The 18,045-nt window shown below is 71.9% G+C and carries 17 protein-coding genes; 7 read left to right on the forward strand and 10 right to left on the reverse strand.

What is annotated here, in order from left to right; genetic code table 11:
• Positions 1 to 590: 590 nt before the first annotated feature.
• From ACFV3R_RS16195 to ACFV3R_RS16225, 7 genes are all read right to left on the reverse strand, one after another.
• Positions 591 to 1,154, reverse strand: a complete 564-nt coding sequence (locus ACFV3R_RS16195; RefSeq protein ID WP_385582085.1) for a hypothetical protein — start codon at positions 1,152 to 1,154, stop codon at positions 591 to 593.
• A 551-nt stretch (positions 1,155 to 1,705) separates the two neighbouring features.
• Complete coding sequence (locus ACFV3R_RS16200) at positions 1,706 to 1,966, reverse strand: YrhB domain-containing protein (RefSeq protein ID WP_385582089.1); 261 nt, start codon at positions 1,964 to 1,966, stop codon at positions 1,706 to 1,708.
• A complete protein-coding gene (locus ACFV3R_RS16205) occupies positions 1,966 to 2,763 on the reverse strand; it encodes a toxin glutamine deamidase domain-containing protein (protein ID WP_385582093.1) in 798 nt (265 codons plus the stop codon). The genes ACFV3R_RS16200 and ACFV3R_RS16205 overlap by 1 nt, the downstream gene beginning before the upstream one ends.
• An 18-nt stretch (positions 2,764 to 2,781) precedes the next feature.
• Positions 2,782 to 3,126: a WXG100 family type VII secretion target gene (locus tag ACFV3R_RS16210; RefSeq protein ID WP_385582096.1), complete on the reverse strand. Its 345-nt coding sequence runs from the start codon at positions 3,124 to 3,126 to the stop codon at positions 2,782 to 2,784.
• Positions 3,123 to 3,449, reverse strand: a complete 327-nt coding sequence (locus ACFV3R_RS16215) for a WXG100 family type VII secretion target (protein WP_385582099.1) — start codon at positions 3,447 to 3,449, stop codon at positions 3,123 to 3,125. The genes ACFV3R_RS16210 and ACFV3R_RS16215 overlap by 4 nt, the downstream gene beginning before the upstream one ends.
• A 166-nt stretch (positions 3,450 to 3,615) precedes the next feature.
• A complete protein-coding gene (locus tag ACFV3R_RS16220) occupies positions 3,616 to 4,188 on the reverse strand; it encodes a M23 family metallopeptidase (protein WP_385582101.1) in 573 nt (190 codons plus the stop codon).
• 106 nt (positions 4,189 to 4,294) lie between these two features.
• Positions 4,295 to 4,771 (reverse strand): GNAT family N-acetyltransferase, encoded by a 477-nt coding sequence (locus tag ACFV3R_RS16225; RefSeq protein WP_385582104.1) that lies wholly within the window; start codon positions 4,769 to 4,771, stop codon positions 4,295 to 4,297.
• 171 nt (positions 4,772 to 4,942) lie between these two features.
• Here ACFV3R_RS16225 and ACFV3R_RS16230 point away from each other — a divergent pair, with 171 nt between their 5' ends.
• Both ACFV3R_RS16230 and ACFV3R_RS16235 read left to right on the forward strand, forming a co-directional pair.
• Positions 4,943 to 5,755 carry an exodeoxyribonuclease III gene (locus tag ACFV3R_RS16230; RefSeq protein ID WP_385582106.1) on the forward strand — a complete coding sequence of 271 codons (813 nt, stop codon included), beginning with the start codon at positions 4,943 to 4,945 and terminating at the stop codon, positions 5,753 to 5,755.
• Positions 5,756 to 5,935: 180 nt separating this feature from the next.
• Positions 5,936 to 6,130: a DUF1059 domain-containing protein gene (locus tag ACFV3R_RS16235; protein WP_385582270.1), complete on the forward strand. Its 195-nt coding sequence runs from the start codon at positions 5,936 to 5,938 to the stop codon at positions 6,128 to 6,130.
• Positions 6,131 to 6,177: 47 nt separating this feature from the next.
• Here the strand turns inward: ACFV3R_RS16235 and ACFV3R_RS16240 are convergent, their stop codons facing one another.
• A complete protein-coding gene (locus ACFV3R_RS16240) occupies positions 6,178 to 6,963 on the reverse strand; it encodes a MerR family transcriptional regulator (RefSeq protein WP_385582109.1) in 786 nt (261 codons plus the stop codon).
• A gap of 588 nt (positions 6,964 to 7,551) precedes the next feature.
• Between ACFV3R_RS16240 and ACFV3R_RS16245 the strand changes: the two genes are divergently transcribed.
• The 5 genes from ACFV3R_RS16245 (at position 7,552) to ACFV3R_RS16265 (ending at position 12,664) form a co-directional block, all read left to right on the forward strand.
• Positions 7,552 to 9,087, forward strand: coding sequence for a flavin-containing monooxygenase (locus tag ACFV3R_RS16245; RefSeq protein ID WP_385582112.1), 1,536 nt, complete (start codon positions 7,552 to 7,554; stop codon positions 9,085 to 9,087).
• Entirely contained in the window at positions 9,084 to 10,067 is a 984-nt protein-coding gene (locus ACFV3R_RS16250) for an alpha/beta fold hydrolase (RefSeq protein ID WP_385582115.1), read from the forward strand. Before ACFV3R_RS16245 ends, ACFV3R_RS16250 begins: the two co-directional genes overlap by 4 nt.
• Complete coding sequence (locus ACFV3R_RS16255; protein WP_385582119.1) at positions 10,064 to 10,966, forward strand: SDR family oxidoreductase; 903 nt, start codon at positions 10,064 to 10,066, stop codon at positions 10,964 to 10,966. Before ACFV3R_RS16250 ends, ACFV3R_RS16255 begins: the two co-directional genes overlap by 4 nt.
• 274 nt (positions 10,967 to 11,240) lie before the next feature.
• Complete coding sequence (locus ACFV3R_RS16260; RefSeq protein ID WP_385582122.1) at positions 11,241 to 12,119, forward strand: hypothetical protein; 879 nt, start codon at positions 11,241 to 11,243, stop codon at positions 12,117 to 12,119.
• A gap of 137 nt (positions 12,120 to 12,256) precedes the next feature.
• Complete coding sequence (locus tag ACFV3R_RS16265; RefSeq protein ID WP_385582125.1) at positions 12,257 to 12,664, forward strand: ArsR/SmtB family transcription factor; 408 nt, start codon at positions 12,257 to 12,259, stop codon at positions 12,662 to 12,664.
• A gap of 32 nt (positions 12,665 to 12,696) precedes the next feature.
• Here ACFV3R_RS16265 and ACFV3R_RS16270 read toward each other — a convergent pair whose 3' ends face one another.
• On the reverse strand, positions 12,697 to 16,074 hold the full coding sequence (locus ACFV3R_RS16270) for a S41 family peptidase (RefSeq protein ID WP_385582127.1): 3,378 nt from the start codon (positions 16,072 to 16,074) through the stop codon (positions 12,697 to 12,699).
• 49 nt (positions 16,075 to 16,123) lie between these two features.
• On the reverse strand, positions 16,124 to 17,515 hold the full coding sequence (locus tag ACFV3R_RS16275; RefSeq protein WP_385582130.1) for an MFS transporter: 1,392 nt from the start codon (positions 17,513 to 17,515) through the stop codon (positions 16,124 to 16,126).
• Positions 17,516 to 18,045: the final 530 nt, after the last annotated feature.

Genomic DNA, 18,045 nt, shown 5'->3' on the forward strand with positions numbered 1-18,045 from the left:
GCCCTGGACGGTCCGCCGTGAGACGGTCTGGTCGCAGCACTGGCCGATGGCGCAGCAGCGTTGGCTTCGGGTCGGGTTGCGGTCCTCCTGCGGTCGTGCCGCGTCCTTTCCCCGGGCGCAGCACTGGCACTGGGACAGCCGAGAGCTGTTACAGGTTTCTCTACCTCACCAAGCCCCGGCTGCGCTCCCGCGCCGCCGGGCGCGCTCCCGGCTCCGCTGCGCGCAGGCGCTCCTGCTTTCGGCCTGCTCAGCCCTGGCTGTGCCGACGCACGCCCACAACCCATGCCCAGTGTGACCGATGAGTGAGCACCTGCCGCTACAAGCAGATGCCTCCGGCGGGGGCTCGGCCGGCACCGGGACAGAAGGAGCTTCGTAGCCGTCTGCCGGTACGTCGCTTCCATCCCGTCCACCATCAACCCAGGCAGAGCCGAGCAGGCGTGGTCCATGGCGTCCGATTCGTTCGACAGTTGCGCGCTCCACCTGGACACCCTGGACCACGCCCGCTCCACGGTGTGCGGGTCGACGGGCGGACGGGATAAGAGCTGGGGGCGAGGCGGGTGGTGGGCAGGGGGGGTACGTCCCTTACTTGATCAGTACGACGCTTCTCTGGGCTCCCTGTCCTCGTTCCGATGCACCCGCCGCTCTGCCTCGTCTTCCAGGCGAGTGATTGCCATTCGTGCCCCCTTGAGACGCTTCTGCGCACGGATGGAGTCCAACGTGACCACGTATCCGGGAAGAAGCGTGATGAAGGCCAGCGCCAGCGTGATCGCCCAGAAGATGAACCGCGCATTCCCTGAGGCTGGCCCGGACTCCTTACCAGGGCCACCGTCTTCACAGAGCCAGCGGAGCGCGGTGGCGGTGCAGGCCACCATCGATGTGCTCAGAGAGAGCCATAACCCGTACAGCCCGAACGGAGGTAGAGGTCTGCGAGTCCAGCCAGTGCGGGCACTCTCCCATCCCTCTCGTGCCCGGGCGAGACTTCCCCGATCTGCCGCTTCAGCCATGGCGACGTGAGCTTCGTTGTAGTCCTGGAGCATCTCGTCATTCCACGCTCGGAGTCTCCTACTGAGTTGTTGCACTTCGATCGTCCCGATGGCCCAGACGACAGGAGCCAATGCTGCAGCTGTGGTTGCGAAGCCCTCCGACATTTGCATCTCGCCATTATGGAGAGTCGGTCGCCCTCTTCGGGATGGGCCGGAGGGCTCCCGCCCGAAGCTGAGCAGCGCTTCAGGATCGACTGTGACGTCTGGAGGGCTAACGCGAGTGTTGTCGTACAGCAGCGAAGTACAGCTGGAGTTCTTCCACACGGTCGACCTGGACTACCCGGCCGCACTCGCCGTAGCCCAGCCCGTTCGGGAAGGGATGCCGCACAGGATGGCCGCTGCTCTGATCGCCACGGTGGAACCGAAGGCGTGTGAGGGGTGCGGGTTTCCTGCCTACGGCCTCCGTCGTTGACAGCTACGCTGCCCGGGTGTGTAGCGGGCGCGGGGGCGGCCGGAGTGCGCCTGTCTGAGGTCGGCTGAGTGGGAAGCGTGCCTCGTCGGTGAGGGCAACGGGCTTGGGGCAGGGCGCCACACGGGCCGCCGTGGAGAGCGGCCGGGATGACGGCTGGCCCGCGGCAGTCCGGCGGGCCGTCGGCGCACTGCCCACAAGAGCTCCGTGGTGCCACAATGCAGGCACCGCCACCAGGAGCGGTCTTTGTCACTCACATCCAGATGTGGCGGTCCATGATGGTGCCCATGCGGGCTTTGCCCGTCGCGAGGTCGACCAGGATCGGCCAGCAGTCGAGGAGCATGTCCGCTGCATCGCGAGTGTCCAGGTACTGAACGGAGTTGAACGGAATGATCAGGATTCCGTTCCTCTCCTCGACGTTCTCGTAGTCGATTTCCAGTTCCGGGTCGTCAGGGTTGGTCTCGCTGCTCAGCAGGGATTCTGCGCGGCTGATGGCTTCCGAGTGGTTCAGCATCAATTCGTCCTCATGAATCGGTAGTCGGCCCAATTGTAAGCATGTCCCGCGTGGCCGATCTGGCCGTCCAGGAAAATCACGTCTCCACTGCGGTTGATCACGTTGAAGACGTGACCGCCGTACTTGTCGTTCCCGAACACGATGCCGCGTGCGCCGTCTCCGGCATTTTTCATGTCCCTGACTATCCAAGAGAAAGATCTTGGGTGAAAAGACCTGCCGGGAAAGTTCTTTTCAATGGTGGCCAGGGAGCCTCGGCTCAGAGTGGGGAGGGCAGAGGCCGGTGCACCGGAGAGGGTTCGGTCGACGGATATTGTGCAGGCTCGGCAGTTGGTCATGCCGCCGCCGGGGTTGATGAGCTTGGGTAGATCGGTCGTGATCGGTGTTCTGTAGGTATCGCCGAGAAGGGTCGTCCCGCCGCCGCCCTCCCCCCAGCGCACATTGCCGACGCCGTCAAAGGCTGACGCTCTGCCGCCGAGAGCACGCTCGGCCACCCCGGTGCCGGCGCCGAGGGCCCCACCCAGCTCCCCGGTCACGGCGGCTGCGCTGAGTTCGTGGAGATCGATGCCCTGCTGGTCGCCCAGGAGGTTGCGTCCGCCCTGTGCCACCACAGCGTCGACGGTGACGGCTTCCATGCCGCCTACGGCGGCGGAGGCAAGAACGGTCCCTGCGATGTCGGCGACGGTGGCGGAGACAGCGACGCCCGCGCTGCTCGCAGCGGCCACGATGGCCTCGGTCGCCGCCCCGGCCGCCGCCTCTGAAAGCCCGCCGGTGAAGAGGGCCAAGGCTGTACCGGCCACGAGGACGGCACCGGCTATCTACAGCTCGTGCTCGATCTTCCGCTCGGCCTCGGCGACCTCGTCCGCGAAACGGTCCAGGGCCCGGGCCATGACCCGTGCTGCGCCGGCGAGGTCATCCAGGTAGCCCCTTCCACCACCGTGGTACCTGCGCCAGAAATCACTGAAGGCCTCGATTCCAGGGCCTTTGTTGGTGTCGATGACATCCTGGGCCTTCTTGTGGCATGCGGCGGTGCAGTCCTCGACGTCGTCGGCGAAAGTGCGCCAAGCGCGGGCGGCCTCGTGCAGCTGGTCCGGATCGCCTTCCGGCCACCACATGCCGGTGAGGTCCTGCACTATCTCCTTTGCTTTGTCGGCTGCGCTCACCTCTCCCTCCGGTGAGCGTCGAACCCGGAGGCCGACCGGTGGTCCGCCTCCTCGTGGTTGGCTGCCATGTCGCGCATTGCGTCGTGGATACTGTGCAGGCCCTTCGTGAGGGCGGCTGTGGCCTTCTCGATGCTGTGCAGATGCGGGGTGTAGACGTGGGCGAATTTCTGGCCCTGCTCGTCTTCACCCCAGGGTTCGCCGAGGCCGGCCAAGGCATGCCGGAGCCTTGAAGCAGCTTGGGCGACGGCGGATGCCTCCCTGCTGAAGGCGGGAGCCGAGTTCTTGAGCTGGTCGACGTCCACATCGAATCCGGAGTCGGACACGAGCCCCCCTGTCCTTACGCGTGTACCGGTTGATTCAACGTACCCGGAAGCACCGACACGGATGGCTGGTGCCCTGCGTTGCCCCCTTTGCCTTCATGGCGCTGGGGGCAGGGGCTGATGTGGTCTGGACGGACTTTCCTTGCACAGCGGTCCGGGTCCTCGTCCGTCAGTCGTGGTGGTCCGGCACTGCTGCCTCTCCCGGGGTGGCCCGGGTGGAGAGCTTCACGCCGTGGGCGGCGAGGTGGGCGAGGGGGTCGACGTCGGAGCCGTAGTTCTGGTTGCGGCGGATCTCGAAGTGGAGGTGGGGGCCGGTGACGCGGCCGGTGGCGCCGCTGTGGCCGAGGAGGGTGCCGGAGGCCACGGTGCGGCCGGGGGAGACGGCGACCCGGGACAGGTGGGCGTAGAGGGCGTAGTAGCCGTCGGCGAGGCGCAGGAGCACGGTGTTGCCGTAGTTGCCGTAGGGGCCGGCCACCAGGACGGTGCCCTCGCTCACCGCGCGGACGAGGGTGCCGGTCGGGACGGCGAAGTCGACTCCGGTGTGGTGTCCCGCCAACCAGTCGCCGGGCACGCCGTAGGCGCTGGAGACGCGCAGCGGCACCGTCATCGGCCGGCTCCACGGGGCGGGGCCTGCGGCGGCGGAGGAGAGGCCGGTCAGGCAGAGCGCCGCGAGGAGGGCCGCCGGGGCCAGGCGGCGGGCCGGCCGGCGTCGCGAGGTCGAGCTGCGTGGTGTGGGGTGCATGGTCCGAGCCAAAGCCCGGGCCGGGCGTCCCGCACCTCGGGCGGAGGCCGGGCCGCTCGAAAGGGGGAGGTGGGGCGGCTTCCCGGAGGCGTCCGGGAAGCCGGGCTCAGTGCAGCGGCTTGGCCATGTGGATGCTGCCCTCCTGGTCGCGGTAGCAGCCGAAGCCGGGCACCGGGGTGTAGCCGCTGGAGCGGTAGAGGGCCACGGCCTCGGGCTGCTGGTCGCCGGTCTCCAGGACCATGCGGAGCCGGCCCGCCTCCCGTGCGTCGGACTCCAGACGGCCCAGGATGCGGCGGGCCAGGCCCTGCCCCCGTGCCTCCTCCAGGACGAACATCCGCTTGATCTCGGCGTCGCCGTCGCGGTAGCCGTCCTCGCCCTCGGCCATGGAGCGCCAGCCACCGGTCGCCAGCGGGCGGTCGTCCTCGTAGGCGATCAGGTAGATGCCGTTCGGGGGGCGGAACATGTGCGGGGACAGCGGTGTCACATCGCCCTCGTCGCCGTAGCGGCGGGCGTACTCCTGCTGGACGAGGCCGTCCAGCTTGACCGCGTCGGGGTGGTCGTAGCCGACGGTACGGATCTCCATTCGAGCAAGGGTACGGCGGGTCGGGGGCCCGCGGGTGGGGGTGTGAGGCGCCTCGCACGCCCGGGGAGGCGCGGTGCCGGCGCGGTGGGTGGCGGTTGCGGGGGCACCGCGGGCCGGGGCGCGTTTCGGTTAGGGTTCGGCGGCGAAGTGTCCGGATCGAGGAGTCCCGCTGTGCTGACCGTCTCCAGCGTCAACGTCAACGGCCTGCGTGCCGCCGCCAAGAAGGGGTTCGTGCCCTGGCTCGCCGGGACCGGTGCGGACGTCGTGTGCCTCCAGGAGGTGCGGGCCGAACCGGAGCAGCTGCCGGCCGGGGTGCGCGAGCCCGAGGGCTGGTTCGCGGTGCACGCGCCGGCGGCGGCGAAGGGGCGGGCCGGGGTGTCGCTCCTCACGCGGCGCGAGCCGGAGCGGGTGCAGGTGGGGTTCGGCTCGCCCGAGTTCGAGGACGCCGGACGGTACGTCGAGGTGGACCTCCCCGGCCTCACCGTGGCCAGCCTCTACCTGCCCTCCGGCGAGGTCGGCACCGAGCGGCAGGAGGAGAAGGAGCGGTTCATGACCGCCTTCCTCCCCTACCTGCGGGACCTGCGGGTGCGTGCCGCGGCGGCCGGGCGTGAGGTGCTGGTGTGCGGGGACTGGAACATCGCCCACCGCGAGGCGGACCTGAAGAACTGGCGGGCCAACCGGAAGAACGCCGGGTTCCTGCCGGAGGAGCGGGAATGGCTCGGCAAGGTGCTGGACGAGGGCGACGGCGGCTACGTCGACGTCGTGCGGGCCCAGTACCCGGAGGCGGACGGGCCCTACTCGTGGTGGTCCTACCGGGGCCGGGCCTTCGACAACGACTCCGGCTGGCGCATCGACTACCACGTCAGCACCCCGGGTCTGGCCGCCCGTGCGGTGAAGGCGGAGGTGGAGCGGGCCGCCTCGCACGACCTGCGGTGGAGCGACCACGCGCCGGTGACGGTCACGTACGACATGGCGGCCGGCTGAGGGGAGCCGCTCCGCTGCGGGGTTCCCTTCGCCGCCAAGGCGGGCGCCGCCGCCGCTCCGGGCCGGCCGGCCCCCGGGTCCCCGGGACCGCGTGAGCGGGTGGTTTGGCCCCGGGGCCCGGCGGCGCGACCCTGGGGAGTGAGCACCGACGACGTCGCTGAGCGGAAGAAGGTGTCCTCGATGCGCAAGGTGGCCGACTGCCGGGACTACCCGAGCGAGTCGAACTGCACGCTGACCATCTCCGGCGAGGAGGACGAGGTGGTGCGGGCCGCCGCGGAGCACGCGGTGTCCGTCCACGGCCATGACGACTCCCCCGAGATGCGGGAGCAGATCCGCGGCATGCTCAAGGAGGAGAGGACGCCGCAGACCGCCTGAGAGATCCGGTCCGGCGGGTGTGCTCCCTCCCGCCGTCCGTCCTCCCGTTATCCGTCCCCGCCCTCCGCCGCGTCCCCGTGCGCCGGCGGGGGGTTCTCGTGTGGCGCGTCCGGGCGGCGGCCGGTGCGCAGCCACCCCTCGACCTCGGAGCGGATGCGGCGGTCCATGGCCATGGACATCTCTGCGTCCAGGATGGCCTGGGTGACGGGGCGGAGCTGTTCCAGCAGGGCTGTGAGCTCGGCGACGCGTTCGGTCTCCGGGACGTCCGAAGGGCCGTGCGTCAGCAGCGGGGTGACGACGTGGTGGTGGAGCACGTCGGTGAAGAGCCGGGCCAGGGCGTCGGCGTGCTCGCGCACCCTGCGGCCGGCGGCGAGCACCGCGGCGAGCGGCACGCCCTTGTCGACGAGCGTGGTGGAGGCGTCCAGCAGGCGGCGGCTGACGTGGACGAAGTCGTCACCGTCGACGGCCAGGTAGCCGATGTCCAGGGAGTCGGCCAGGTTCTCTGCCGTGACGTCGTCCTTGAAGTGGTCGGCCAGCTCCTCGGCGGTGAGGCGCACCGGGGTCTCCTGGGACCAGGGCGCGACCAGCGGTTCCCGTACCCCCAGCAGTTCGCCGACGTCGTGTCCCTGGTCGAAGGCGGAGAGCAGCTCGGCGATGCCGCTCAGGGCGTGGCCGCGTTCCAGGAGGCCGCTGATGATCCGCAGGCGGGCCAGATGGTGCTCGTCGTACCAGGCGATGCGGCCCTCGCGGCGGGGCGGCGGCAGCAGCCTGCGTTCCCGGTAGAAGCGGATGGTGCGGACGCTGACGCCTGCGCGTTCGGCGAGCTCGGTCATGCGGAACTCGCGCACGGGTGAGGGGGAGCCGGCCGGAGGGTGCGGTGTGTCCGCGGTCCGCGGTGGCGTGGCCGTGTCCCGGGCGGCTCTCTCGCCGGTCCGGTCGCCCGGTCCGGGCTCCGCTTGCTCGTGCCTCGTGTTGCCTTCTGCCACACGATTCACCTTAGAGGTCCTTGCAAGATGCCCGCCCGGGCCGCGTGGTCTGGCACCGCACCTCGCGGCGTTGCCGAAAAGTCCTGGTAGCTCCGCCACGAGGACTCCCCGGCGCCTTGCGATGCACGGCACCGGACCACGCGACTTCATCGGACGCTCATATGGCAAGGACCCCTCAGAGGGCGGGGCGGCGGAGCGGACGGGCGTCGGCCGGGGAGCCCGCCCGGCAGGGACCGAGAGGGGCGCCGGCAGGGCGAACCGTCGGTAACTTCCCTTGTCCGCACCCCTACCGCTCGGTACGCGACTGTCCTACCCTCCCATTGTGCCAGTGATTGCTGGCGCGATCAGTCGGCCGGGTCCGGCGCGCCCGCGGGGGCGGTCGTCGCGGGCCGGTCGCGGCACAGCGGCCGAGGAAGTCACGACGCGGGAGGCGGCATGGCGACGCGTGAACACGCACACGTGAGGGTGGCGGTGATCGGATCCGGGTTCGGTGGCCTGGGTGCGGCGATACGCCTGCGCCGGGAGGGGATCACCGACTTCGTGATCCTGGAGCGGGCCGACGCGGTCGGCGGCACCTGGCGCGACAACAGCTACCCGGGGTGCGCCTGCGACGTGCCCTCCCACCTCTACTCCTTCTCCTTCGCGCCCAACCCCGCCTGGCCGCGCAACTTCTCCGGGCAGCCGCACATCCGCGCCTACCTGGAGCGGGTCACCGACACCTACGGCCTCCGCCCCCACCTGCGCTTCGACTCCGAGGTGCTCAGCGCCCGCTGGGACGCCGACGCCCTGCACTGGCAGCTGGAGACGGCCGGCGGGTCGCTGACGGCGGACGTGGTGGTCTCCGCCACCGGCCCGCTCTCCGACGCGAAGATCCCCGACATCCCGGGCCTGGAGACCTTCCCCGGCCGGGTCTTCCACTCCTCGCGCTGGGACCACGACTACGACCTGCGCGGCAAGCACGTTGCGATGATCGGCACCGGCGCCTCCGCGATCCAGATCGTGCCGTCCATCCAGCCGACGGTGGACCGCCTCACCCTCTTCCAGCGCACCCCCGCCTGGGTGCTGCCGCGGGCCGACCGCCAGATCAGCGGACTGGAGAAGTGGCTGCACGGCAACATCCCGCTGACCCGCTCCGTGCGCCGCCAACTGCTGTGGATCATCCGCGAGTTGCAGGTCAGCGCCTTCACCAAGCGGCCCAGCGAACTCGGCCTGGTGGAGAACATCGCCAAGGCGCACCTGCGCCGCGCCGTCAAGGACCCGGCCCTCCGCGCCCGGCTGACGCCCGACTACCGCATCGGCTGCAAGCGCATCCTGCTCTCCAACACCTACTATCCGGCGCTCGCTCAGCCCAACGTCGACCTCGTCACCTCCGGGCTGAAGGAGATCCGCGGCAACGTCCTGGTCGCCGCCGACGGGACCGAGACCGAGGCCGACGCGATCGTCTTCGGCACCGGCTTCCACGTCACCGACATGCCCATCGCCAGCCGCGTCACCGGCGCGAACGGCACCACGCTGGCGGAGGAGTGGAAGGACGGCATGGAGGGCCTGCGCGGCACCACGGCCGCGGGCTTCCCCAACTTCCTCACGATCATCGGCCCCAACACCGGGCTGGGCAACAGCTCGATGATCCTGATGATCGAGGCGCAGCTGAACTACCTCGCCGACTACGTCTCCCACCTCGACACCCTCGGCGGGAAGATCGCGCTGAACGCCCGTCCCTCGGCCGTCCACGCCTGGAACCACTTCGTCCAGCAGCGCATGGAGCGCACGGTGTGGACCACCGGCGGCTGCGACAGCTGGTACCTGGACGCCAACGGCCGCAACACCACCGCCTGGCCCGGGACCACCGCCGAGTTCCGCAAGGCGACCCGCAAGGTCGACCTCGCCGAGTACGAGGTGCTGCGCCCGCCGCACGAGCGCGTGACCGCCCTGACCGCACCGGCCGCGACCACGACGGGAGCCACCGCATGAGCCGCCGCCCCGGACACGTCACCAGCGGGCCGTACGCACCGCCCGCCCCGCGCGAGCAGCTGACCCTCACCTCCGCCGACGGCTCCCGGCTGTACGCCGAGGTCCACGGCCCGAAGGAGGCGCCGGCCGTCGTCCTCTCGCACGGCTGGACCTGCTCGACGGCCTTCTGGGCGCCGGTCGTGCGCGACCTCGCCGCCGACCACCGCGTCGTCCTCTACGACCAGCGCGGCCACGGCCGCACCCCGCCGCCGGTCTCCGGCGTCTACTCCACCGACGCCCTCGCCGACGACCTCGTGGCAGTCCTGGAGGGCACGCTGGCGCCGGGGGAGCGGGCGGTGCTCGCCGGGCACTCCATGGGCGGCATGACGATGATGGCCGCCGCCGACCGGCCGCAGTTCCGGGCCCGCGCCGCCGCCGTCCTGCTCTGCTCCACCGGCAGCGCCGACCTGGCCGAGGAGTCCATGGTGGTGCCGCTGCGCTCGCCGGGCGGCCGGCACCTGGCCCACCGCGCCATCCTCGGCGCGAAGGCGCCCCTGGGACCCGTCACACCCCTCGGGTCGCGCCTCCTGCGGTACGTGACGCTGGGGCCCGAGGCGACGCCCGAGATGATCGAGGCCTGCGCCCGCATCGTGCACGCCTGCCCCACCACGCCGCGCTCGCGCTGGGGCAAGGTGCTGGGCCGGCTGCACCTGACGGCGGGGGCGGGGAAGCTGACCGTGCCGACCGCCGTGATCGCCGGCACCGCCGACCGCCTCACCCCGGTGGTGCACGCGCGGCGACTGGCCTCCGTCCTGCCGAATCCCGCGGGCCTGACCGAACTGCCGGGCCTTGGCCACATGACGCCGATCGAGGACCCGGACACGGTGGCCGCCACCGTCCGCGAGCTGGCCCGCGACCACCTCACGCCCGCGGCCGCCCCGGGCGGCCGGGCCCCCGCCACCACCGCACGACCCAGCGACGCAGAGGAGAAGAGCGCGTGAACGCCGCACAGGGAGTCCTGCAGGACAGGGTCGCCGTCGTCACCGGAGCAGCGCGCGGCGTCGGGGCGCTGCTGGCCCGCAAGCTGTCGGCGCGCGGCGCGAAGGTGGCGCTCGTCGGCCTGGAGCCCGCCGAACTGAAGGCGGTGCAGGCCCAGTTGCATGGCGAGGCGGAGCACTGGCACGCCGACGTCACCGACTCCGAGGCCATGGCCCGGGTGGCGGCGGAGGTCAAGGAGCACTTCGGCCGGATCGACGTGGTGGTCGCCAACGCCGGGGTGGCCACGGGCGGTCCGCTCATCGACTCCGACCCCGAGGCCTGGCGCCGCGTCATCGAGGTCAACCTCGTCGGCAGCGCCGTCACCGCACGCGCCTTCCTGCCGGCGCTGGTGGAGTCCAGGGGCTACTTCCTCCAGATCTCCTCGCTCGCCGCACTCACCCCGGCGCCCATGATGACGGCCTACTGCGCGTCCAAGTCGGGCGTGGAGGCGTTCGCGCACGCGCTGCGGGCCGAGGTCGGCCACAAGGGGGTCAAGGTCGGCGTCGGCTACCTGAGCTGGACCGACACCGACATGGTGCGCGGCGCCGACAGGGACGAGGTGATGCGGGAACTGCGGCAGCGGCTCCCGTGGCCGACGAACAAGACCTACCCCCTCGGCCCGGCCGTCGACCGCCTGGTGGCCGGCATCGAACGCCGCTCCCCGCACGTCTACGGCCAGTGGTGGCTGCGCGGCATGCAGGCCGTGCGCGGCACGGTGCCCTCCGTCGTCGGCACGGTCGGCATCCGTGAGATGCGCCGGTTCGGCAGCAGGCTGGACGGGATGCGGGTGGGGCTGGTCGGCGCCGGCGGCACCGCCTACGAGCAGGCGCGGGAGAAGCGCGAGGCGGGGAAGCGGGGCTGACGGCGAGGCCACGCCGCTGCGTGCGTCCACACGTGGATCTGTGGCCGAGCCTCTGCGCAGCGCACGCCCGTGCCGCACGTGACCGAGCTTGCTGATCACACCACAGCGCACCCGGGCGTCGGAACCTTTCAGCCGATCGTGTATCTGCCCTGCGGTGCAGGGAACGTGGTATGAAAAACCCGACGAGACGGGGTGGGGCTACCGGATGGTGCGGGCGATCCGCCCCGAGAAATTTCACAGGGTCGTGGGGGAGGGGGAACGAATGGGGTCACTCATGGTGCTTGCCCTGGCGGTTGTTCTCGTTCCCCTCTTCTTCCTCTTGGTGACGAACTACCAGGACAGTTTCCTCTACCGTCTGACGCACCGCAGGGCGTTCGCGGAGCAGCGGGAGCGCGACGAGCTGTATGCGCGGATGCAGGAAGAGCACGAGAGTCGAAGAGTGGAGCGCGAGCGCCTGGAGGCGACAAGGCGGGAGCAGCGCGACCGCGAGGTGCGCAGAGACCCGGAGTGGCGGGAGAAGGTCTACGACCACTTCCTGCGGTGGCACTTCGCTGAAGCGGATGCGTCCGAGGAGCGGGAGCAGCGGCTTTTCTGGAATTTCCGGGGAACTCGCCTCACTCAGGACGAAGTCGAGAAAGCCGGCTACCGGGCCACCCGAGAAGGGTATCTGGTGCAGGACAGGGAGAAGTGGCGTCTCACGCGTCGTGGGCGCCGAATCTTCGAGGAGTACGGGGGAGACAGGAAACGGATGGACGAGGCGGAGAAGCAGCGACGTCAGCCACACATCAGGATCGACGCCCGCGGAGCGGGCACGGTGGCGCACACCATCCATGGTGGCGTTCACGGGACCACCGTCAACAATGCCTGGAACAGCCCGCCGCCCCAGGTGGACCTGCGGGCCGCCCTGCAGATGGTGCACCAGCTGAGGGAGGCGCTCGCCACCACCGACGACCTGTCCGACCTTGCGAGGGGGCGGGCATCGGGCGACCTCGGGGAGGTCGATCGCGAGCTGAACGCACCTGCCGACGAGCGGGACCCGCGTCGTGTCCGCACCGCCCTGGAGAACCTCCGCACCACATTGGCCGGTACGAACGGGCTGATCGAGGTGGTGAACAAGCTCTGGGACCACCTGCACGCCTGGTTCGCCTCCTGACGACACTCCCGGACGGCCGGGTGCCCTGCGTGGGGCGTCGGGCCCGGAGCGTGACCCCACGTGTCCGGCCGGCCCCGTACCGCCATGACGTACGGTGAGGACCGTAAGCGCCCGGCGCCAGTGACCAGGAGCCGCCCATGTCCCCGACCGCACGGCAGTCGTCCGCCGGAGCGGCCCCGGCGATCCGTGTGCTGCCCGAGCCCCCGGACGCGCCGCAGCCGCTGCCGGAGCCGGCGACGGCCGACCTGCGCCTGGAGACGGTGCTGGCCGCGCTGAGCGACCCGCTGCGGCTGCGGATCGTCCAGCGGCTGCTGCTGGAGTCCGAGGAGTTCGACCACACCTGCGGCTGGTTCCACATCGACCGGCCCAAGTCCTCCCTCACCCACCACTTCCGCACCCTGCGTGAGGCGGGCGTCACCCGGCAGCGCCAGTACGGCCTGGAACGCCGCAGCCAGGTGCGCGTCGCCGACCTGCGAGAACGCTTCCCCGGGCTGCTGGAGCTGGTCGCGGCCTGGACGCCGGCGGCGGAGGACGGGGAGGGCTGAGCACCAGCCCCAGCCCCTGCCCGGGTACCTGCCTAGCGCGGCGGCAGCGGCGGCCGGCGCAGGTCCGGGACGTCGGAGAGGCCGGGCGGGGTGTGCGCGGGGTGCTGCTCCAGAAGTTCCAGCGCCGCCAGGACCGCGACGCCGAGCTGCGGATGGCGTCCCTCGGCCCAGTCCAGTGGTGACCGCAGGGTTTCGATGTCCGGCTCCACGCCGTGGTTCTCCACGCCCCAGCCGTAGGCGTCGAACCAGGCGGCGTTCATCGGCACGGTGATCGAGGTGTTGTCGATCAGGCGGTGGCGGCCGGTCATGCCGATCACCCCGCCCCAGGTGCGCATGCCCACCACCGGCCCGATGCCGCGCAGCCGGAACGCCGCGGTGATCATGTCGCCGTCGGAGGAGGTCATCTCGTCGGCGACCGCCACGACCGGGCCGCGCGGGGCGTTGGACTGGTAGGAGACCGGTTGCGCGTCGCGCGTCAGGTCGTAGCCCATGACCGTGCGGGTCAGCTGCTCCACCACGAGTTCGGAGATGTTGCCGCCCGCGTTGCCCCGGACGTCGACGATCAGCGCCTCGCGCGCCACCTCGCCGCGCACGTCCCGCACGAACTGCGCCCAGCCGGAGCCGCCCATGTCGGGGATGTGCAGGTAGCCGCAGCGCCCGCCGCTCAACTCCCGCACCACTTCCCGGCGTTTGGCCACCCAGTCCTGGTAGCGCAGCGGTCGTTCGTCGATGAGCGGGGTGACGGCGACCCGGCGGGCGGGGCCGGGCTCGCCCTCGCCCGGCGCGAAGGTCAGCTCCACCGAGGTGCCCCCCGCCGCGCCCAGCAGCGGGTAGGGCCCGGCGACCGGGTCCACCGCCCGCCCGTCGACGTGGGTGAGCACCGACCCCTCCCGCACCCCGGAGCCCGCCAGCGGGGAGCGTGCCCGGGAGTCCGAGGACTCGCCCGGCAGTACCCGCCGCAGCACCCACGCCCCGTCACGGCAGACGAAGTTGGCGCCGAGCAGCCCGATCGGGCGTTGGTAGTGCGGCGGCCCCTCGTTGCGGCGGGCGCCCGTGACGTAGGCGTGCGAGGTGCCGAGCTCCCCCAGCACCTCGCGCAGCAGGTCGGCGAACTCGTCGGGGGAGGCGACCCGGTCCAGCAGCGGCCGGTACTGCTCCAGGACGCCGTCCCAGTCCAGGTGGCACATGCCCGGGTCCCAGAAGTAGGCGCGGACGATGCGGCCGGCCTCGGCGTAGGCCTGCCGCCACTCCGCGGCCGGGTCGACCTCGTGCAGGATGCGGCGCAGGTCGAGGACGGTGGAGTCGCCGTCCGCCGGCTCGTCGGCCGGGATCGAGCGCAGTTCGCCCTCGTCGTTGACGACGATGCGGGTGCCGTCGCCGCTGACCGCGAACGAGTCCAGCGCGCCGGTCAGTTCCGTGCGCCGCGCCTTGACGAGGTCGAAGTGCTCCAGGGTGGGACGTCCTGAGGTGTCCCCGGGGGCGGCGAAGGTCTCGCCCAGCGCCCCCGAGATCGGCCAGCGCAGCCACACCAGTCCGCCGCCGCTGACCGGGCTGAGCGCGGAGTACTTCGAGGCCGGCACCGGGAACGGGGTGACGCGGCTGGCCAGGCCCTCGGCCTCCACCAGCACCGCGCCCTCGTCCGTCGGCGTCTCGACCCGGTCCAGGCCGCCCGCCGCGGTCCGGCCGTCGGGCAGCAGCGCGAACGGCGAGGGCGTCGCCGAGGAGAGCGGCACCAGGTGGGGGCGGCAGCCCAGCGGGAAGGAGAGGTCGCCGGTGTGCACGTCGTAGACCGGGTCGAAACCCCGCCAGGACAGGAATGCCAGGTAGCGGCCGTCGCGGGTGAAGACGGGCTTCTCGTCCTCGAAGCGCCCGTCGGTGACGTCGACCGTCATCTGGTTGGCGAGGCGGGCCAGCACGATCTTCCGCAGCGACCTGCCGACCACCGGGTGGGACCAGGTCAGCCACGAGGAGTCGGGGGAGAAGGCCAGGTCGCGCACCGGGCCGTTGTCGGAACGCGTCACCTCGATGACGGCGCCGGGCACGTCGGGGTCGCGGGTGCCGGTCTCCGCGTCCAGGCGTTCGGCCTCCGCGGTGGGCACCGCCGACACCTTGCCCGCGTCGCCGAGCCCCTGCTCCTTCGCGGACGCCTCGACCGTCTCGCCGTACGGCTCCTCCTCGGGGACGGTCAGCAGCAGGAGCCGGCCGTCGTGCGAGGCGATCGCGAGCCGCGAGCCGTCGGGGGAGGCCACCATCTCCTGCACCCGGCCCAGCGCACCTGCCGCCAGCCGCCGGGGGCGGCCCACGCCCCGGGCCCGCGGCAGGTCGGCGATCTCGACCGCGTCCTCGCCCTCGGCGTCGGTCACGTACGCCACCCGGCCCGTCGGCCCCAGCATCTCCGGCAGCCGCACCCGCACCCCGGGCACGTCGTGCAGGGCGCGCGCCGGACCGTCACGGTGGGTGAGCCAGTACAGGCTGCCGCGCACGCCCACCGCGCTGGCCCGGCCGGTCTCGTCCACCGCGAGCGAGGTGAGGTTGGAGGAGGCCGGGACCTGGTAGGTGCGGCGGCCGGTGCGCGGCCCGCCGAGCCGGACCTGCAGGCGCCGGGGCACGGCGCGCGGGCCCAGGTCGTCCACCAGCCACAGGTCGCCCGCGCACTGGTAGACGATGCGCGATCCGTCGGTGGCCGCGTGGCGGGCGTAGAACTCGGCGTGGTCGCTGTGGCGGCGCAGGTCGGTGCCGTCGGGCAGGCAGGAGTAGACGTTGCCGACGCCCTCGTGGTCGGAGAGGAAGGCGATACGGCCGGCGACGAACATCACCGCGTCCAGGTGGCCGCCCAGGTCCGGCAGCAGCCGCCGGCCGTGCAGCCACAGCCGGCCGGTGGCGCCGCCGCGGTAGCGCTTCCAGGCCGCCGGCTCGTGCGGGGGCTTGCCCGTCAGCAGCAGGGTGCGGCTCTCCCCGTCGACCTCGCCCACCGCGATGTCGGAGACCGGGCCCCAGGGCAGCTGCGCGCCCGGGCTGCCGTCGGTGGGGACGGTGTAGGCCCACGAGTAGTAGGCGAAGGGCTGGCCGTGCGAGGCGACCGCCAGGATGCGCCCGTCCGGCGTCCAGCCGCACACCCGCGCGTCGGTGCTGCCCCAGTACGTCAGGCGGCGCGCGGGACCGCCCTCGACGGGGACCAGGTGGATCTCGGGGTCCAGGCTGCGCCAGGTGGTGAAGGCGACGTGGCCGCCGTCGGGGGAGAAGCGGGGGTGGCCCACCCGGGTCCGGTCGGCGGTCAGCCGCCGGGCCCGCGGGGGACGCCCCCCGGCGCCCTCGGGCACCAGGGGGGCGACCCACAGGTCGTCCTCGGAGACGAAGCACAGCAGGTCGTCGTGGAGGTGCGGAAACCTCAGGTACGCGCTGTCACTCATCCCGTCCATGGTCTGGGCGCGGGCGCGGGTCGGCAAGCGCGGCGGACGGTCAGGGCCCGGAGGGGGGCGGCGCGGGGGCCGGGGAGGGGACGAGCACCGGCTCGGCGCGGGGCCGGCCGCGGGCCGCCTCGGTGAGCTTCAGGCCGTTGGTCTCCGGCGCCCACATCAGGGCGGTGACCCCGCCGACCAGGGAGACCAGCCCCATGAAGGCCATGGACCACCCCAGGCCCAGGTGGGCCAGGCTCAGCGGCAGCACGAAGGTGCCGACGGCGGCCCCCACCCGGCTCGCGGCGGAGGCCAGGCCGACCCCGGAGGTGCGCACCGAGGTGGGGAAGACCTCGTCGGGGTAGATGCCGGGCAGGATGCTCATCAGGCCGTAGGAGTACAGGTAGCCGAAGAAGCACACGGTGGCGAGCCAGAGCGGCAGCAGGTGCCCGAGGCTCACCAGGAACAGCGTGGCCGCGCAGCCGAACATCGGCCAGACCAGCAGCGCCCGCCGCCCGATCCGGTCGACGAGGAACCAGCCGGAGGCCGCACCGGCCAGCGCGATCACCGTCCCCAGCAGGGCCGCGGCCAGCGCGTTGCCGCTCAGCCCGATGGCGCGGAGCACGGTGGGCTGGAAGAAGGTGATCGCGAAGTACGGCAGGACGATGCAGATCCAGAAGGTGCACACGAACACGGTCTGGCGCAGGTACGCGGAGGAGAACAGGACGCGGTAGCGGGTCGGTTCGGCCGTCTCGGCCGCCAGGTCCTCCAGCTCGTGGGCGTCCTGGAAGGTCTCCCGCATGATCGCCTGGGCCTCGTCGTGGCGCCCCTTGGACAGCAGCCAGCGCGGCGACTCCGGCAGCCCGTGGCGGGCCAGCAGGCACAGCGCGGCGGGCACGGCGCTGGCGGCGAGGGTGACGTGCCAGGCGTCCGGCCAGTGGGTGTTGACGAGGTAGCCGATCAGGTAGGCGACCACGTACCCGACGTTCCAGAGGATCTCCAGGATGCCGAGGTAGTTGCCGCGTCTGGCCCGGGGGGCGAACTCGGCCAGCATCGGCGAGCCGATGGAGTAGTCGGCGCCGACCGCGATGCCCATGAGGAGCCCGAGGGCGAAGACCTCCCAGGGCTCGGTGACGAAGAACATCAGCACGGCGGCGAGGAGGAAGACCGTCAGGTCGAGGGTGAACATCGGGCGCCGGCCCAGGTGGTCGGTGACCCAGCCGAGGAGCAGTCCGCCGAAGAACGTGCCGACCAGGGTGGAAGCCGAGATCAGCTGGTCCCACAGGGGGGTGACGCCGATGTCCCGGCTCATCGCGCTGCCCGCCAACGCCGCGGCCACCGAGGCGAAGACGAAGCCGTCGACGAACATGCCACCACCGGTGGCCAGGGTCAGTCGCCGCAGGAAGCCGCGGTGGTCCGGTGGGCGGGTGGCGGGGGTGGGGGAGAGGGGCGTCATCGATCGGGCCTTCCGTGGCGTCGGGTTCTGTCGGGGCGTCCGGTGTGTCCTTCGGTCCTCTCGGTGCGGGGTCGGTGGGCGGGGCCTCGGCGGTGCTCGGGGACACCGGGCACCGTCGGTCGGTGGTGGTCGCGGGTGCGACGCGAGGGGTCGGACAGTCCTGAGCTTCTCCCGTGAAGCCCGCGAAGAGAAGTGCTCAAAGGTGAGGATGGCGTGCCGGAATGCCGGGACGGGCCCGGTGCGCATGTGGTATTGCGGCCCGCCGGGCGACGCCCCGGCCGGAGCCCGGTGCCCGGTGACGGCCTCGTGTGCGGGCGGGTGGCCGGCCGGGGCCGCGCGACCGGTCCGGGGCGGAGGAGGTGCCCCCGCCGGCCCGCCGGGGGGCGAGGCCCTCCGCGGTGCGGTCTGCCGGCCCCTCCCGCGCGGTTCGCCCGCCGCCCCACGGGCCCCACTTCGCCTTCCCCACCCCTCTCACCAGCCCTGTCCCGCTTCCCGCAGATAAGGTGTTCTTGCGACTTTGTTGCAGTACC

Source organism: Streptomyces sp. NPDC059740, from assembly GCF_042733155.1.
In the GTDB taxonomy this organism is placed as follows: Bacteria; Actinomycetota; Actinomycetes; order Streptomycetales; family Streptomycetaceae; genus Streptomyces.

Coding starts and splice junctions, on each gene's coding strand:
- ACFV3R_RS16245 (WP_385582112.1), top strand. CDS start 7,552: ATGGCGACGCGTGAACACGCACACGTGAGGGTGGCGGTGATCGGATCC.
- ACFV3R_RS16240 (WP_385582109.1), bottom strand. CDS start 6,963: ATGACCGAGCTCGCCGAACGCGCAGGCGTCAGCGTCCGCACCATCCGC.
- ACFV3R_RS16270 (WP_385582127.1), bottom strand. CDS start 16,074: ATGAGTGACAGCGCGTACCTGAGGTTTCCGCACCTCCACGACGACCTG.
- ACFV3R_RS16275 (WP_385582130.1), bottom strand. CDS start 17,515: ATGACGCCCCTCTCCCCCACCCCCGCCACCCGCCCACCGGACCACCGC.
- ACFV3R_RS16250 (WP_385582115.1), top strand. CDS start 9,084: ATGAGCCGCCGCCCCGGACACGTCACCAGCGGGCCGTACGCACCGCCC.
- ACFV3R_RS16200 (WP_385582089.1), bottom strand. CDS start 1,966: ATGCTGAACCACTCGGAAGCCATCAGCCGCGCAGAATCCCTGCTGAGC.
- ACFV3R_RS16195 (WP_385582085.1), bottom strand. CDS start 1,154: ATGCAAATGTCGGAGGGCTTCGCAACCACAGCTGCAGCATTGGCTCCT.
- ACFV3R_RS16225 (WP_385582104.1), bottom strand. CDS start 4,771: ATGGAGATCCGTACCGTCGGCTACGACCACCCCGACGCGGTCAAGCTG.
- ACFV3R_RS16265 (WP_385582125.1), top strand. CDS start 12,257: ATGTCCCCGACCGCACGGCAGTCGTCCGCCGGAGCGGCCCCGGCGATC.
- ACFV3R_RS16220 (WP_385582101.1), bottom strand. CDS start 4,188: ATGCACCCCACACCACGCAGCTCGACCTCGCGACGCCGGCCGGCCCGC.
- ACFV3R_RS16235 (WP_385582270.1), top strand. CDS start 5,936: ATGCGCAAGGTGGCCGACTGCCGGGACTACCCGAGCGAGTCGAACTGC.
- ACFV3R_RS16260 (WP_385582122.1), top strand. CDS start 11,241: ATGGTGCTTGCCCTGGCGGTTGTTCTCGTTCCCCTCTTCTTCCTCTTG.